At 65.6% G+C, this 15,574-nt stretch carries 15 protein-coding genes; 11 read left to right on the forward strand and 4 right to left on the reverse strand.

Translation table 11 applies throughout. The features are described from left to right. Positions 1-29: 29 nt before the first annotated feature. The 3 genes from NJQ98_RS14725 to NJQ98_RS14735 form a co-directional block, all read right to left on the reverse strand. Positions 30-1,415 carry a signal recognition particle protein Srp54 gene (locus NJQ98_RS14725; RefSeq protein ID WP_262180005.1) on the reverse strand — a complete coding sequence of 462 codons (1,386 nt, stop codon included), beginning with the start codon at positions 1,413-1,415 and terminating at the stop codon, positions 30-32. A gap of 384 nt (positions 1,416-1,799) precedes the next feature. Then, on the reverse strand, positions 1,800-2,612 hold the full coding sequence (locus NJQ98_RS14730; RefSeq protein ID WP_262180007.1) for a manganese catalase family protein: 813 nt from the start codon (positions 2,610-2,612) through the stop codon (positions 1,800-1,802). Between the two features lie 226 nt (positions 2,613-2,838). Next, on the reverse strand, positions 2,839-3,459 hold the full coding sequence (locus NJQ98_RS14735) for a methyltransferase domain-containing protein (RefSeq protein WP_262180008.1): 621 nt from the start codon (positions 3,457-3,459) through the stop codon (positions 2,839-2,841). A 134-nt stretch (positions 3,460-3,593) separates the two neighbouring features. On the opposite strand from NJQ98_RS14735, the gene ahaH reads away from it, so the two are divergent. From ahaH to NJQ98_RS14790, 11 genes are all read left to right on the forward strand, one after another. Continuing rightward, complete coding sequence (gene ahaH, locus NJQ98_RS14740; protein ID WP_262180010.1) at positions 3,594-3,926, forward strand: ATP synthase archaeal subunit H; 333 nt, start codon at positions 3,594-3,596, stop codon at positions 3,924-3,926. Further along, positions 3,913-6,150, forward strand: a complete 2,238-nt coding sequence (locus NJQ98_RS14745) for a V-type ATP synthase subunit I (RefSeq protein ID WP_262180012.1) — start codon at positions 3,913-3,915, stop codon at positions 6,148-6,150. Before ahaH ends, NJQ98_RS14745 begins: the two co-directional genes overlap by 14 nt. A gap of 203 nt (positions 6,151-6,353) precedes the next feature. Beyond that, on the forward strand, positions 6,354-6,605 hold the full coding sequence (locus tag NJQ98_RS14750) for a F0F1 ATP synthase subunit C (RefSeq protein ID WP_262180016.1): 252 nt from the start codon (positions 6,354-6,356) through the stop codon (positions 6,603-6,605). 22 nt (positions 6,606-6,627) lie between these two features. Beyond that, a complete protein-coding gene (locus NJQ98_RS14755) occupies positions 6,628-7,212 on the forward strand; it encodes a V-type ATP synthase subunit E (protein WP_262180018.1) in 585 nt (194 codons plus the stop codon). After that, the gene (locus NJQ98_RS14760; RefSeq protein WP_262180020.1) at positions 7,209-8,285 is read left to right on the forward strand and encodes a V-type ATP synthase subunit C; all 1,077 of its coding nucleotides are present in this window, start codon (positions 7,209-7,211) and stop codon (positions 8,283-8,285) included. The genes NJQ98_RS14755 and NJQ98_RS14760 overlap by 4 nt, the downstream gene beginning before the upstream one ends. Continuing rightward, complete coding sequence (locus NJQ98_RS14765; RefSeq protein WP_262180022.1) at positions 8,282-8,608, forward strand: V-type ATP synthase subunit F; 327 nt, start codon at positions 8,282-8,284, stop codon at positions 8,606-8,608. The genes NJQ98_RS14760 and NJQ98_RS14765 overlap by 4 nt, the downstream gene beginning before the upstream one ends. Positions 8,609-8,611: 3 nt before the next feature. Further along, positions 8,612-10,372 (forward strand): ATP synthase subunit A, encoded by a 1,761-nt coding sequence (locus tag NJQ98_RS14770; protein WP_262180024.1) that lies wholly within the window; start codon positions 8,612-8,614, stop codon positions 10,370-10,372. Beyond that, positions 10,372-11,787, forward strand: coding sequence for an ATP synthase subunit B (locus NJQ98_RS14775; protein ID WP_262180027.1), 1,416 nt, complete (start codon positions 10,372-10,374; stop codon positions 11,785-11,787). Before NJQ98_RS14770 ends, NJQ98_RS14775 begins: the two co-directional genes overlap by 1 nt. Positions 11,788-11,887: 100 nt before the next feature. Then, positions 11,888-12,637, forward strand: coding sequence for a bacteriorhodopsin (locus NJQ98_RS14780; RefSeq protein ID WP_262180029.1), 750 nt, complete (start codon positions 11,888-11,890; stop codon positions 12,635-12,637). Positions 12,638-12,796: 159 nt separating this feature from the next. Further along, positions 12,797-13,486 carry a V-type ATP synthase subunit D gene (locus tag NJQ98_RS14785; RefSeq protein WP_262180031.1) on the forward strand — a complete coding sequence of 230 codons (690 nt, stop codon included), beginning with the start codon at positions 12,797-12,799 and terminating at the stop codon, positions 13,484-13,486. A gap of 18 nt (positions 13,487-13,504) precedes the next feature. Then, positions 13,505-13,897 carry a DUF6276 family protein gene (locus tag NJQ98_RS14790; RefSeq protein WP_262180034.1) on the forward strand — a complete coding sequence of 131 codons (393 nt, stop codon included), beginning with the start codon at positions 13,505-13,507 and terminating at the stop codon, positions 13,895-13,897. A 197-nt stretch (positions 13,898-14,094) separates the two neighbouring features. Here the strand turns inward: NJQ98_RS14790 and prf1 are convergent, their stop codons facing one another. Then, complete coding sequence (prf1, locus tag NJQ98_RS14795) at positions 14,095-15,351, reverse strand: peptide chain release factor aRF-1 (RefSeq protein ID WP_262180036.1); 1,257 nt, start codon at positions 15,349-15,351, stop codon at positions 14,095-14,097. Positions 15,352-15,574: the final 223 nt, after the last annotated feature.

The following is a 15,574-nucleotide window of genomic DNA, read 5'->3' on the forward strand; positions in this document are numbered from 1 at the left end:
AACCGACGATTCCCAGCCAGTGAAAACCCTCAGAACGGGCCCATACCGCCCATGCCGCCCATGTCGCCGTCGCCCTGTTGCATCTGTTTCATCATCCGCTCCATGTCGCCGTCGCCCATCCCCTGGAACTGCTTGAGCATCTGGGACATCTGCTTGTGCTGTTCGAGCAGTTCGCGAACGCGCTCCTCGGGCTTGCCCGACCCCGCACAGATGCGCTCGGTCCGGGACTGGCCGATGATGCGCGGGTTCTCCAGTTCCTCCTCGGTCATCGAGTCCATGATGACGTCGAAATCCCGCATCCGCTCCTGGGTGACGTCCATCGCGTCGTCGGGCAGCTGGTCCATCAGCCCGCCGCCCATCCCCGGAATCATGTCCATCACCTGGTCGAGGGGGCCCATGTTGTTCATCGTCTCCATCTGCTTGCGCATGTCCTTGAGCGTGAAGCTCCCCTCCAGCATCTGCTCGGGGTCCCACTCCTCCTCGTCCTCGCCCGTCTCCTGCATCGCCCGCTCGACGCGCTCGGTGAGCTGTTTCAGGTCGCCCATCCCGAGCAGCCGGGAGATAAAGCCCGACGGCTCGAAGCGCTCGATGTCCTTGACCGTCTCACCCGAGCCCAGGAAGGCGATGGTCGAGTCGGTCTCGTCGACGGCGGCGAGTGCGCCCCCACCTTTGGCCGTCCCGTCGAGCTTGGTGATGACGACGCCGTCGATGCCGATGGCATCCTGGAAGTCGGCGGCCTGGCTCTTTGCGCTCTGGCCCATCGCGGCGTCGAGCACCAGCAGGTTCCGGTCGGGCTTGACCTCGTCCTCGATGCGCTCTATCTGCTCGATGAGCTCCTCGTTCAGCCCGTCGCGACCCGCCGTGTCCACGATGCGAACGTCGGCCTCGTCGGTCGCGTCCAGCCCGTCGCGGGCGATTTTCACCGGGTCGTCCTCGTCGGGGTCGCCGTAGAAGTCGACCTCGGCGCGGTCGGCCATCTCCTTTGCCTGGTCGTAGGCGCCGGGGCGGTCGGTGTCGGTCTGGATGATGGCCGGCCGCAGCCCCTTCGTCGAGAACCACCACGCCATCTTGGCGGCGGTGGTCGTCTTCCCCGAGCCGTAGAGGCCGGCGAGCATGATGGTCTGCTCTTCGAGGGGCAGGTCCGTCGACTCGCCGACCATATCGACCAGCTCCTCGTAGACGATTCGCAGCACCCAATCCCGCGGTGTCGTGCCCGCTGGCGGCTCTTCCTCCAGGGCGCGGGTCTCGATGTTGTCCGACAGCTCCTGGACCAGCGCCACGTCGACGTCCGCCTGCAACAGCGACCGCTGAATCTCCTTGACGATGTCCTCGATGTCCTCCTCGGAGATGCGGGACTTCCCCCTGAGGTTGTCTAAGGTCCCCCGAAGGGAGCTTCCGAGATTGTCGAGTACCATTGTTACCACCCGCTAGACGACCACGCGGGTAAAACACTGCGGTCCGACCTTTTTCCCGGTCGCCCTTCCTCGCGCGCTCTCCGAGCGCGCTGTGGGAGGTGCGTGGCGGCTCTGCCGCCACGTCGTTCGGTTGCGGGCCACGGCCCGCAACCGGCTCCCGGCAAAAACGTCGATGAAAAAGGCCGGAATCGCCGACTCACGGCTTCGCCGTTCGTCAACGCGGTCGCAAGCGACCGCGCTTGCGGCGATTCCGGGGAACCGGCGGCTCCGCCGCCGGATGCTCTCACCGACAGCCTGCCCTCCCCCGTCGGAGTGGCCCGGAGGCCGCTCCCGGCCACCGCGACCACGAAGCTACTGTCGGGTATCGCTCCGCTCCCAGCGCCCTCAGTTGACCTCGTTGTACATCTCGTCTATCATCTCGTCGAGGTCGGGGTTGCCGCCGCCCGGTTGCTGGGGCGTGTAGCTGAACTCGCCCTTGCCGTCGGGGGCCTCGCCCTGGGTCCACGGCTGTTCGGGGTCCGCGCGCTCCTCGCGGGCGGTGGACATGAACGCGTAGTTGAACTCCTGGTTCTCCTTTGACTGGTCGAAGCTGTTCGGGACGGGCCGTTGCTCGCCGAGCGCGTCGAGGGCGGCGTGCCACTGGTTCTGGTGCATCGTGTCCCTGGCGATGAGGTATTCGAGCATGTCCTTCATCCCGGGGTCGTCGGTGAACTCGTAGAGCCGCGTCGCGAGCAGCCGACCGGTCGATTCGGCCATGATGTTCGCGTACATGTCGGCGGCGAGGTTGCCCGAGGCGACGACGTACCCCCCGGTGAAGGGGACGCCGTTGCTGTCGACCGGCATGGCGTGCAGTCCCGAGGAGAGCGCCTGTCGGGGCTGTCCGGAGCGCATCATCTCGTCGATGACGGCGTCCTCGCGGGCGGCCTCGCGGGCCTCGTCGGAGGCCCCTTCGAGGTTCTTCGCGACTGCCGTCGCGAGCATCTCGATGTGCCCCAGCTCCTCGGTGGCCGTCTCCATCAGGAACTGCCGCATCTCCGCTTTCTCGGCGGGGACGGCGAAGGCCTGGAACATGTACTGCAGGGCGACGCGCATCTCCCCCTCGGCGCCGCCGATGGCCTGCTGGAGCATCTTCGCGAACTGTGGGTCGGGCTCCTCGACCTCGACCTCGAACTGGAGTTCGTCGTCGTGGTAGAACACGTATCAACTGACGGAACGGACTGGAAAAAGCGGGTTGCCTGCATTTACCGGCGACAGGAGTCGGGACACCGCCGTGTGTGGCTACTCGGGCACTTTGGCGATAGTCGTGATTGCACGCGGACTGCCCGGCATCGACTGCGAGACCACCTTTTTCCGCCTCGGGTGCGCGTAGCGCACCGCTCGGCGCAAAAACGTGGGCGAAAAAGCGCCCGCTCGCGGTCGTATCTTATTCCGGAACCGTCGCGATAGTCGTAATTGCACGCGGACTGCCGGGCATCGACTGCTGGATGTGGTGTTCGAACTCCTCGAAGCCCGCTTCCCGGAACATCCGGTCGGCCTCTTCCTCGTCGTAGAACAGCATGATGGCGTCGGCCATCTTCTGGAAGACGCTGGAGTTGGGGTAGTCGGGGCCGACGATGAGGACCTTCCCGCCGGGCTTCGTGATGCGGCGGGCCTCTTCTAAGGCGTCGACGGGGTTGGGCCAGTACTCGATGGAGCCCGACGACCAGACGGCGTCGAAGCTGTCGTCCTTGAACGGCAGCCGCTCGGCGTCGCCCATGTGATACTGGACGCGTCCGAACCGGCCGAACTTCTGAAACGCCTTCGAGAGCTGGTGGGGGCTCTGGTCCAGCCCGTAGATGGTGTCGACGTGTTCGAGCAGTCCCTCGGTGGCGAAGCCGGTGCCACAGCCCACGTCCAGAACGCGGTCGTCCGGGTCGAGGTCCAGCATGTCGATGGCCTCGTCGCGCATCTCCTCGTTCCAGACGAACGGGTTGATCTGGTCGTACACCTTCGAGAGGTACTTGTAGAACGTCCGCGCCCGGGCTTTGTTCTCGAGGACTCCCATTGCCTACGGTTGGGTCTTACTGGTCATAATTCCCCGGTTTTCCCGCTGATTCTCTCCGTCGAGGCGGCTTTCGACACCGCGAAAACTTCGCAACTACCAAATAGCCGCTTGGGTTACGTTCGGACGATTAGAGAATGCCACGGCCAGAAGTTCTAGACCGGATAAAGGAGGCCGAGCAGGAGGCCGACGATATCGTCGCTGAGGCCGAGGAGGACCGCGAGGAGACTATCGCGGCGGCCCGAGAGGAGGCCGACGAGATTCGCGAACAGGCACGCGAGGACGCTGAGGCGTCGGCCCAGGAGCGCCTCGAAGACGCTCGCGAGGACATCGAGTCCGAGCGCGAGGCGCTCATCGAGGAGGGCGAATCGGCCCGCGAGGAGCTCGAACAGCAGGCCGAAGGCCGCGTTGACGAGGTGGTTGACTACGTGACAGACCTCTTCGAGGAGGCGGTACATGCTCAGACCTGAGAAGATGTGCCGCGTCTCGGTGGCGGGGTCGAAACGCGTCATGGGCTCCGTCGTCGAGGCGGTCCACGACCTCGATATGCTCCACGTCACGGAGTACGACGGCTCGTGGGACGGGTTCGAACCCGGCGACCCGGACGCGGGCGCCGACGAGGCCTCGGACCAGCTCGTCACGGTCCGTGCGCTCGAATCCATCCTCGACGTCGACGAGGACGACGCCGGCCCGACGCGGCTGGTCACCGACGAAGCGCTCGACGAGGACCTGGAGGAGGTCCGTTCTGAGGTCAACGAACTCGACGACCGACGCGACGCTATCCGCGACGACCTCCGCGAGGTCGAAGACGAGATAGCCACGATGGAGCCGTTCGTCCGGCTCGGCATCGACCTGGACCTGCTCCGGGGCTACGACACGCTCGCCGTGGCGGTCGGCGAGGGCGACGCCGAAGAGATCGAGGCCGCTCTCGACGAGAGCGAGATCGACGACTACGGGACCTTCGACGAGGACGGCATCGTCGCCGTCTTCGCGCGGGCCGACGAGGGGACGCTTCAGGACGCACTGGTCGGGGCGACGTTCTCCGCGCTGGTCGTCCCGGAGGGCGAGGGCGACCCGGCCGAGTACTTGGAGGAGCTGAACCACCGCAAACAGCAGCTCGAATCCAAGCTCACCACGGTCGAGAACGAGCTCGACGAGCTCCGACTGGACTACGCCGGCTTCCTGCTGGCCGCCGAGGAGAAGCTCTCCATCGAGGTCCAGAAGGCCGAGGCCCCCCTGACCTTCGCGACGACGGACAACGCCTTCATCGCGGAGGGGTGGATTCCCGACGACGAGTACGAGCTGTTCGAACAGCAGGTCGGGGCCGAGGTCGGCGAGGCCATCGACATCGAGAAGCTCGAAGTCGCAGAGTACGACAGCGACGGGCACGTCCACTCCCACGAGGAAGTCGAGGGTGAGGGCGGCCACGAGGACGAGACCGAAGACGACGCCGCCTTCGCCGACGAGGACGACAGCCGCGAAGCCGTCGCGGACGGCGGACACACGGCGTCGGCCGGCGGTATCGTCACGATGGGCGACCCCAGCCCGCCGGTCATCCAGGACAACCCCGGCGCGGCGAAACCCTTCGAGGCGCTCGTCGAGGTCGTCAGCCGTCCGAAGTACGGCGAGTTCGACCCGACGGTGTTTTTCTTCCTGACGTTCCCGGCCTTCTTCGGCTTCATGATCGGTGACCTCGGGTACGGGCTCCTGTATCTCCTGGCCGGCTACGGGCTCTACGCGACGATGGACAGCGACGTGCTGAAGAGCCTCGGCGGCGTCGCCATGTGGGCCGGCGGCTTCACGGCCCTATTCGGCGTGCTGTACGGCGAGGTCTTCGGCCTGCACCAGCTCGGCGAAATCGTCTGGGGCGGCCACCCGCCGATGCACAAGGGGCTCCAGCCCGCCTACGCCAACTACGGCCTGGCGTGGCTCACCATCGGCCTCCTGGCCGGCGTCGTCCACCTCGCCATCGGGTGGGTCCTCGACTTCATCGAGAACCTCGGCCACGGGCTCTGGGACGCGGTCACCGAGAGCGGGTCGTGGCTGCTGATGCTCTTTGGCCTGTGGGCCTGGGTGTTCTCGGGCGCCAACGGTACGGCACCCGACTTCCTCTACACGGCCGAGAGCGGCGTCTTCGCCGGACACCCGTACGCGCTGGGCTTTACCGGCGTTCCGGCCTTTGACCTGTTTACCATTCCGGTCATCGGCGCCCCGTTCTCCGCGTGGCTGGTGCCGTTCTTCGTCGGTGTCGTCCTGCTGTACCTGGCCGACCCGGTCGAGGTCGTCGAGTTCCTCAACGTCCTCGTGAACGTGCTCTCGTACACCCGACTGGCGGCGGTGTTGCTCGCGAAGGCCGGGATGGCCTTCGTGGTCAACCTGCTGTTCTTCGGCGCCTACGAGCACCACGGGGAGTGGCACTTCCTCATCAACCACGGTCCGGAATACGCCATCGCCGAGTACGGCGCAGAAGCCATCGTCTTCCCCGGGCTGATGCACTCGGGCATCGCCGGCGTCGTCGGCGGGCTGCTCGTGCTCGTCATCGGTCACGTGCTGGTGCTGGTCCTCGGCGTCACGAGCGCCGGACTGCAGGCCGTGCGTCTCGAGTACGTCGAGTTCTTCGGGAAGTTCTTCGAGGGCGGCGGAAAGCAGTACAACCCCTTCGGCTACGAACGGACGTACACGACCGACGACTGACCCTTTAGCACGGTTTTTTCCTTCGAGCGGACGAGCGGGAGGTATCCGACGACAACACCGGTTGCGAGTTATTACCAACCACCGATGGAAGCGGGCAGAACCGCCGGATAGCCTGCTGACGAACCGTTTTGGGAACCTTTATGAACTCCGTGGCGTCAGTTACGCCTGTTCGGACACGAGCAACTCCACAGAGGACTTCAACAATGATCGATACTATCGCACCCCTCGTCGGCACTGTACTACAAGAATCTTCGCCTGCAATCACGGGTCCCGGTGCTGCCGCACTCGCCGTCGGACTGGCCGCACTCGGTTCGGGCTACGCAGAGCGAGGTATCGGCTCGGCCGCGGTCGGCGCTATCGCGGAAGACGACAGCCTGTTCGGCCAGGGGCTCATCCTGACAGTCCTGCCGGAAACGCTCGTCATTCTCGCGCTGGTCGTCGTCTTCGTCGTCTAAACCACATCCCCTTTTTCAAACAATGAGCCTTGAAACAGTCGTAGAGGACATCCGAGACGAGGCCCGCGCACGTGCAGAGGAGATACGGGCGGACGCCGACGAGCGCGCCGAGGAGATTCGCGCCGAGGCCGAGGCCGACGCCGAGGAGATTCGCGAGGAGCGCGAGGCCGAGGTCGAGCGCGAAATCGACCAGGAGCGCGAACAGCGCCTCTCCTCTGCGAAGCTCGAGGCCAAGCAGGCCCGTCTGGGCGCCCGCAGGGACGTGCTCGAAGACGTCCGTGCGGACGTCGAGGCAGCCATCGCCGATCTCGAGGGCGACCGCCGCGAGGAGCTGACCCGCGAGCTGCTCGACGGCGCGGTCGCCGAGTTCGACGACGGCGCCGAGCTCCGGGTCCACGGTCGCGCCGATGACCGCTCGCTCATCGAGGATATCCTCACCGACTACGACGACGCGACGTTCGCCGGTGAACGGGAGTGTCTCGGCGGCGTGGTTGTCGAGAGCGAGACCTCCCGGGTCCGTGTGAACAACACGTTCGACTCCGTCCTGGAGTCGGTCTGGGAGGACAACCTGAAAGCAATCAGCGACCGCCTCTTCGACGACCAATGAGTCTGTACGGAACGGCATCGGGCGGCCGAAGCAGCAACTACGAGTACGTCATCGCCCGGGTGCGCTCCCGGCGCGGCTCGCTGTTCGACGACGACGACTACCGGAAACTGGTCCGCATGGGGACGAGCGAGATCGCTCGCTTCATGGAGGAGACCGAATACGAGACCGAGATGAACGCGCTCGGGGCCCGGTACAGCGGCTCGGACCTCGTCGAGTACGCGCTGAACCGCAACCTCGCGAAGCACTTCGACGACCTGCTGCGGTGGTCCGAGGGTGCGCTGTACGACTACGTCGCCCGCTACCTGCGGAAGTTCGACGCGTGGAACGTCAAGACGGTCATCCGCGGGCTGTACGCCGGCGCCGAGTCGGCCGACGTCGAGGACGACCTCATCCGCGCCGGTGAGTTCAGCGAAACACGCATCGACCAGCTGCTCGCCGCGAGCTCCATCGAGGAGGTCGTCGAGTCGCTGGACGACACTATCTTCGGGGACTCGCTGGCGGAAGCCTACGAGGTCTACGAGGCACAGGACGTCCTCGTGCCCTTGGAGAACGCTGTCGACCGCGCCTTCTACGAGACGCTGCTCGATGGCCTCCCCAGCAACCCGGAACGGGACAGCCCGACGGGGCTGTACATCCAGTTCCTGCGGACCGAAGTGGACTTCCGGAACCTCCGGAACGCCCTTCGGCTGGCCCGCAGCGGGGCCGACACGGACCCCGCGGAGTACTACATCGACGGCGGGAAGCTGTTCGACGAGCAGTCGCTCGCACAGCTCGCCACGAACGTCGACGGACTCGTCACCGCGGTGCGCGAGAGCACGTACGGTAGCGACCTCGACTCGGCGCTTTCGGACCTGGAAGACGCCGGAAGCTTGGTCGAGTTCGAGCGCGCGCTGGACGCGGCGCTGCTGGAGTACGCCGACACGCTGTCGAACCGCTACCCGCTGTCGGTGTGTCCGGTGCTGTCGTACGTCCTCGCCAAGGAGCGCGAGGTCGACAACATCCGGGCCATCGCCCGCGGCCGCGAGGCGGGGCTCGCCCCCGAGGAGATCGAACAGGAGCTGGTGATACTATGAGCCAGGAGATAGCAGTGGTCGGGAGCCCGGAGTTCACGACGGGCTTTCGGCTGGCGGGGGTCCGCAAGTTCGCTGACGTCCCCGCCGAGGAGAAAGACGAGCAGCTCGACGACGCCGTCTCGGAGATGCTCTCCGACGACGACGTCGGCATCGTCGTGATGCACGACGACGACATGGACCACCTCTCGCGTGGCGTTCGCAAGGACGCCGAGACGAGCGTCGAACCCGTGCTGGTGACGCTGGGTGGCGAGGGCGCCGGCAGCGGCGGGCTGCGTGAACAGATCAAACGAGCCATCGGAATCGACCTGATGGACGAGGAGTAAACTATGAGTCAAGCAACAGAATCCGACGTCCGTGAGGACGGCACAATCGAAAGCGTCTCGGGACCGGTCGTAACGGCTCGGGACCTCGACGCCCGGATGAACGACGTCGTCTACGTCGGTTCGGAAGGGCTGATGGGCGAGGTCATCGAAATCGAAGGCAACATCACCACCATTCAGGTGTACGAGGAGACCTCCGGGGTCTCCCCGGGCGAACCGGTCGAGGGGACCGGCGCCCCCCTGTCGGTGGACCTCGGGCCGGGCATGCTCGACGCCATCTACGACGGCGTCCAGCGCCCGCTCGACGTCCTCGAGGAGAAGATGGGCTCGGCGTATCTCGACCGCGGTGTCGACGCGCCGGGTATCGACTTGGAGAAGACCTGGGAGTTCCAGCCCGAGGTCGAGGAAGGCGATTCGGTCGAGCCCGGCGACATCGTCGGTATCGTCCCCGAGACGCCCAGTATCGACCACAAGGTGATGGTCCCGCCCGACTCCGAGGGCGGCGAGGTCACGGCCATCGAGTCGGGTAACTTCACCGTCGAGGAGACGGTCGTCGAACTCGACTCCGGCGAGGAGATCCAGATGCGACAGGAGTGGCCGGTGCGCGAGCAGCGCCCCTCCGTCGACAAGGAGACCCCGACCGAACCCCTCATCTCGGGCCAGCGCGTGCTGGACGGCCTCTTCCCCATCGCGAAGGGCGGGACCGCGGCGATTCCCGGCCCCTTCGGCTCGGGGAAGACCGTCACCCAGCACCAGCTCGCCAAGTGGGCCGACGCGGACATCGTCGTCTACGTCGGCTGTGGCGAGCGCGGCAACGAGATGACGGAGGTCATCGAGGACTTCCCGGAACTGGAAGACCCCATCACGGGCAACGCCCTGATGGACCGGACCTGCCTCATCGCGAACACGTCGAACATGCCCGTCGCGGCGCGTGAGTCCTGTGTCTACACGGGTATCACCATCGCGGAGTACTTCCGCGACATGGGCTATGACGTGGCGCTGATGGCCGACTCCACCTCCCGGTGGGCCGAGGCCATGCGCGAAATCAGTTCGCGGCTGGAGGAGATGCCCGGCGAGGAGGGGTACCCCGCGTACCTCTCCGCTCGCCTTTCCGCCTTCTACGAGCGGGCCGGCTACTTCACGAACATCAACGGGACCGAGGGCTCCGTCAGCGTCATCGGGGCCGTCTCGCCGCCGGGCGGCGACTTCTCGGAGCCGGTGACCCAGAACACGCTGCGTATCGTCAAGACGTTCTGGGCGCTGGACGCCGACCTCGCCGAACGCCGGCACTTCCCCTCTATCAACTGGAACGAGTCCTACTCGCTGTATCGGGAACAGCTGGACCCGTGGTTCGTCGACAACGTCCGCGAGGACTGGCCCGACACGCGCCAGTGGGCCATCGACACGCTGGACGAGGAGGCCGAACTGCAGGAGATCGTCCAGCTCGTCGGGAAGGACGCCCTGCCCGAGGACCAGCAGCTGACCCTGGAAATCGCCCGCTACCTGCGTGAGGCGTGGCTCCAGCAGAACGCGTTCCACCCGACGGACACCTACTGCGAGCCCGAGAAGACGTACCGCATCATGGACGCCATCAAGACGTACAACGACGAGGCCTTCGAGGCGCTCGACGCCGGCGTGCCCGTCGAGGAGCTCACCGACATCGAGAGCGCCCCGCGGCTCAACCGCATCGGCGTCCAGGAGGACTATAACGAGTACATCGACGAGCTCGAGGACGACATCGCCTCCGAGCTCCGGGAGCTATACTAATGAAAGAGTACCAGACAATCACCGAGATAAGCGGCCCGCTGGTGTTCGTCGAGACCGACGAGCCGGTCGGCTACGACGAGATCGTCGAGATCGAGACCAGCGACGGCCAGATGCGCCGCGGCCAGGTGCTCGAATCGGCGAGCGACTACGTCGCCATCCAGGTGTTCGAGGGGACAGAGGGTATCGACCGCGAGGCCTCCGTCCGCTTCCTCGGCGAGACGATGAAGATGCCCGTCACCGAGGACCTGCTCGGGCGGGTCATGGACGGGACCGGCCAGCCCATCGACGGCGGCCCGGAGATCGTCCCCGACGAGCGCCAGGACATCGTCGGCGCGGCCATCAACCCCTTCTCCCGGGAGTACCCCGAGGAGTTCATCCAGACCGGGGTCTCGGCCATCGACGGCATGAACACGCTCGTGCGCGGCCAGAAGCTCCCCATCTTCTCGGCGTCCGGGCTCCCGCACAACGACCTCGCGCTCCAGATCGCGCGACAGGCGTCCGTGCCGGAGGAAGAGGAGGGCGACGACGACGAAGGGTCCGAGTTCGCCGTCATCTTCGGCGCGATGGGTATCACCGCGGAGGAGGCAAACGAGTTCATGGACGACTTCGAGCGCACCGGCGCGCTGGAACGCTCGGTCGTCTTCATGAACCTCGCGGACGACCCCGCCGTCGAGCGGACGATTACGCCGCGACTCGCGCTCACCACGGCCGAGTACCTCGCCTTCGAGAAGGACTACCACGTGCTGGTCATCCTGACGGACATGACCAACTACTGCGAGGCGCTGCGAGAGATCGGCGCCGCGCGTGAGGAGGTCCCGGGCCGGCGTGGCTACCCCGGTTACATGTACACGGACCTGGCCCAGCTCTACGAGCGGGCCGGCCGCATCGAGGGCCGCGAGGGCTCTGTCACGCAGATTCCCATCCTCACGATGCCGGGCGACGACGACACGCACCCCATCCCGGACCTCACGGGGTACATCACCGAGGGCCAGATCTACATCGACCGCGACCTCAACAGCCAGGGCGTCCAGCCGCCGATCAACGTCCTGCCGAGCCTGTCGCGGCTGATGGACGACGGCATCGGTGAGGGGCTCACCCGCGCCGACCACGCCGACGTGAAAGACCAGATCTTCGCCGCCTACGCGGAGGGTGAGGACCTCCGGGACCTGGTGAACATCGTCGGCCGCGAGGCGCTGTCGGACCTCGACAACAAGTACCTGGACTTCGCGGACCGCTTCGAGGACGAGTTCGTCGACCAGGGGACGGACACGGACCGCGACATCGACGAGACCCTCGAACTCGGCTGGGACCTGCTCTCGATGCTCCCCAAGGACGCGCTGAACCGCATCGACGAGGAGCTCATCGAGGAACACTACCGCGAGGACGAGACGGCCGAAGAAGTCGCCGCGGACTGAGCGGCCTCTCCGGTTCGGCTTCGCGCAACCTTTGCTGCTTCCTACCCAATTGATTGGGTGTGGCAAACTTCACTTGTCGAACCCAAAGTACAGATGCACTATGCCACAACCAGGGAGCGAACAGATATGGCTATGGCTCGGCACAGCAGGCATGTTCCTCGGCATGCTGTACTTCATCGGCCGAGGCTGGGGTGAGACCGACGACCGCCGTCAGAAGTTCTACATCGCCACGATACTGATAACGGCGATAGCGTTCGTGAACTATCTGATGATGGCGCTCGGGTTCGGGCTGACCTTCATCGACCTGCCGAACGACCCGGAGGCCCCCATCTACTGGGCCCGCTACACGGACTGGCTGTTTACCACGCCGCTGTTGCTGTACGACCTCGCGTTGCTCGCGGGGGCGGACCGCAACACCATCTCGACGCTGGTCAGCCTCGACGTGTTGATGATAGGCACCGGCGTGTTGGCGACGCTGTCGGCCGGGAGCGGCGTCCTCTCGGCGGGCGCGGAGCGGCTCGTCTGGTGGGGCATCAGCACCGCCTTCCTGCTCGTGTTGCTGTATTTCCTGTTCAGCACGCTGTCGAGCAGGGTCACCGACCTCCCCAGCGACACCCAGGGGACCTTCCGGACGCTGCGGAACCTCGTGGCCGTGGTCTGGCTGGTCTACCCCGTCTGGTGGCTCATCGGCACCGAAGGGCTCGGACTGGTCGGCATCTTCTCGGAGACGGCCGGCTTCATGGTCATCGACCTGGTCGCGAAGGTCGGCTTCGGGTTCATCCTCCTGCGCAGTCACAGCGTCCTCGATGGCGCGGCCGCCCCGACGGGCGCGACGCCGGCGGACGACTAGCGAGGTTCTGACCGAAGGGAAGAACCTCGAACGTCGAACGGGGAACGCAGTGACCCGTGAGACACGACGGCTGTCCGTTTTTTCCGACCGCGAAACCGATAGCGCCGGCCCCGAGCCGACTGAAAACGGTTAACTGGCTACGCCCGAAACGGCCCTGTAATGGCGAAGGACGTCAAACCGACTCGGAAGAACTTGATGCAGATAGAGGACCGCATCGAGCTCTCCGAGCGCGGGCACGATACGCTGGAGAAGAAGCGTGACGGCCTCATCATGGAGTTCATGGATATTCTCGACCAGGCACAGGACGTCCGGGAGGACTTGGACGACTCCTACGACCGCGCCCAGGACGCCATCAACATGGCCCGGGCGATGGAGGGCGACGTGGCGGTCCGCGGCGCCGCGGCCGCGCTCAAGGAGCACCCCGAACTGACGACCCAGTCGAAGAACATCATGGGCGTCGTCGTTCCCCAAATCGACTCGACGGGCGTCAAGAAGTCCCTGGACGAACGCGGCTACGGCGTGATGGGCACCTCCGCCCGCATCGACGAGGCCGCCGACGCCTACGAGGAACTCATCGAGAACATCATCCTCGCCGCCGAGGTGGAGACGGCGATGAAGAAGATGCTCGAAGAGATCGAGACCACGAAACGCCGCGTCAACGCCCTGGAGTTCAAGCTCCTGCCCGACCTCCACGACAACAAGGAGTACATCGAGCAGAAGCTCGAAGAACAGGAGCGAGAAGAGATTTTCCGCATGAAGAAAATCAAGGCCAAGAAGGAAGAGGAGGAGGACGCCATCGCGGCCGAGGAAGCCAACGAGGAAGCCGAGCCGCTCACGGCCGACGACTGACGGACCTATTTCTCCCCTATGTCCTGCCAGAGCTGCGGTGGCGAGACCGTCGCCGTGCCGGTGTCCGCGGAGCTACGCGAGTACCTGCCCGGCGACGCGCCGGCCGTGGCGGTCTGTCGGGCCTGCCTGGCGATGGAGCCGACCGACGACGCGCCCGAGGCCGTCCCGGACCTGACCGTCCTCGACGACGCCGTCCCGTCCAGCCCCGAGGCCGCCGTCCCGCTGGTGTTGCTCGTGGGGTTGCTCGACTCGCTGGCGGTCCATCGGCCGGAGATAACCGCCTTGCTCGAACGGGTCGAGCAGGCCGGGACGGACCCGCTGCTCGCCGTCGACCGCCTCGCGGACGGCTACGGCGCCGACGCCCACGTCGACCTCGCCGCCCGCCGCCGGCAGCTCGAACAGCTCCTCTGAGACGCGTTCCTGTCGGTCAGGGCCGGATATCGGCACCGGCAAACCGCTACGAGACCCTGTACGAGGGGTTCCTAACGAGTTAGGCACCGAAATTTTATACGTCCCGTCGCTTGCACGAAACGCGGCAGACACAAGCGTGTGTCCGCTCGTGGACTGACACTCTGCCCACCCTCCCCACCCATTCCCCATTTTGCCGCCTACACGCCCGTCGAGTAGCGAAGCAGTCCGGCGACACCGCCGAAGGCGGTCAGCAGCTGCTCGCCCTTCTCGAAGTCCGTAGAGATAAACACCGTCTCGGTGCCCCGCTGGTCGGCCAGCTCCATCAGGTGGTCGATGGCGTCCTCGCGCTCGCCCTCCTCGGCGTCGACCGTCGCGCTACAGCGCGTACAGTCGTGGTCGGGGGTTGCCTTCGCGCTGTCGATGAGGTCGTACTCGTCGTGGCCGTTCTCGCAGGTGTAGGCGACGACGTCCTTCCGGAGGTCCTCGGAGATGAGCAGCTCCTCGACGGCGCCCATGTTGAGGTTCTGGCGGGTCTGGTCGAAGCCGTAGGTGGCCTTGTCCCCGTCGTGGAGCTGTTTGAAGAACTCCTCCATGACCTGCTTGTCCTGGAGCATCTCGTGTTCCTCCAGGACGTCCTCGGCGGCGTCGACCAGGTCGTAGAGGCCGGACTCGTCGGTGTAGGCGATGTCGAACTTCCCCAGCACCATGTCCTGTAGCTCGTGGTGGAGGTAGTCGCCGTCGAGGAACTCGTCTTTCGTCGGCGAGGGGCCGCCCACGAGGACGCCGTCCATCTCGTGGCGGTCCGGGACCATCAGGTCGTTGGCCATGCCGGCGACCTCCTGGTAGAAGTTGTCGATGGCCTCCAGGCGAAGCCGGGCGAATCGCTGGGCGGACTGGCCACCTTTCCGCTGCTTGCCGGGGACCAGTGAGGAGGCGGACTTGACGGGCTCGACGCGTTTGCCCTTGAGCCAGCCGACGTTTGCCTCCCGCCGGTCCAGCACGATGAGGCCGAAGAGGCCCTTATCCGCCAGCATGTTCTCCAGTGGCTCGGTGAGGAAGGCCGAGTCACAGTGGTAGCGGAAGGACTCGATGGGGTCGGGCGGCGACTCTAAGACCTTCGTCACCATGTCGGTCCGGCCGCCGCCGGAGTCGATGGCGCCCGAGAACAGCACCATCCCGTTCTCCGGCGGGCGCACGTCGTAGTAGCGCAGGCGGTCCTTGAGGGAGGTCAGGGCGTCCTGGACCGCCGTTCGGGTGGCCTTCGATTTGATGTTCGAGGCCTCGGAGTGTTCCTGCGTGACGTGGGCGACCACGTCGCTGAGGAGTTTGTCCTCGGGCACGTAGATAGAGACCAGCTGGGTGCCCGACCCCTCGTACCCCTTGAGTTCCTCTATGACCTTCTTGAACTCGTACTTCTGTTTGTCCGACTGCTCCTGTTCCTGGGGCTCGCTCATTACCACGATTTCGGTAGTGTCGCCTAAGAACCTGTTGACAGAGAGGTTCGAGCTACGTGCGACTCCCTGTCACGCGCATCGAGGGGTGAAACGGCCGGCGACTGGGGGGCCGAGCGATTCGACGGGGTTCGGAGTGGAACGGGGGATACGGGCTGACGCAAGCGTCTCGTCCCATCGAAACGACCGGTAAAGCCCGTGCACTGCTCACACTTGCTACCGCCTT

It is taken from the genome of Haloarcula laminariae (assembly GCF_025457605.1).
Classification (GTDB): Archaea; Halobacteriota; Halobacteria; order Halobacteriales; family Haloarculaceae; genus Haloarcula; species Haloarcula laminariae.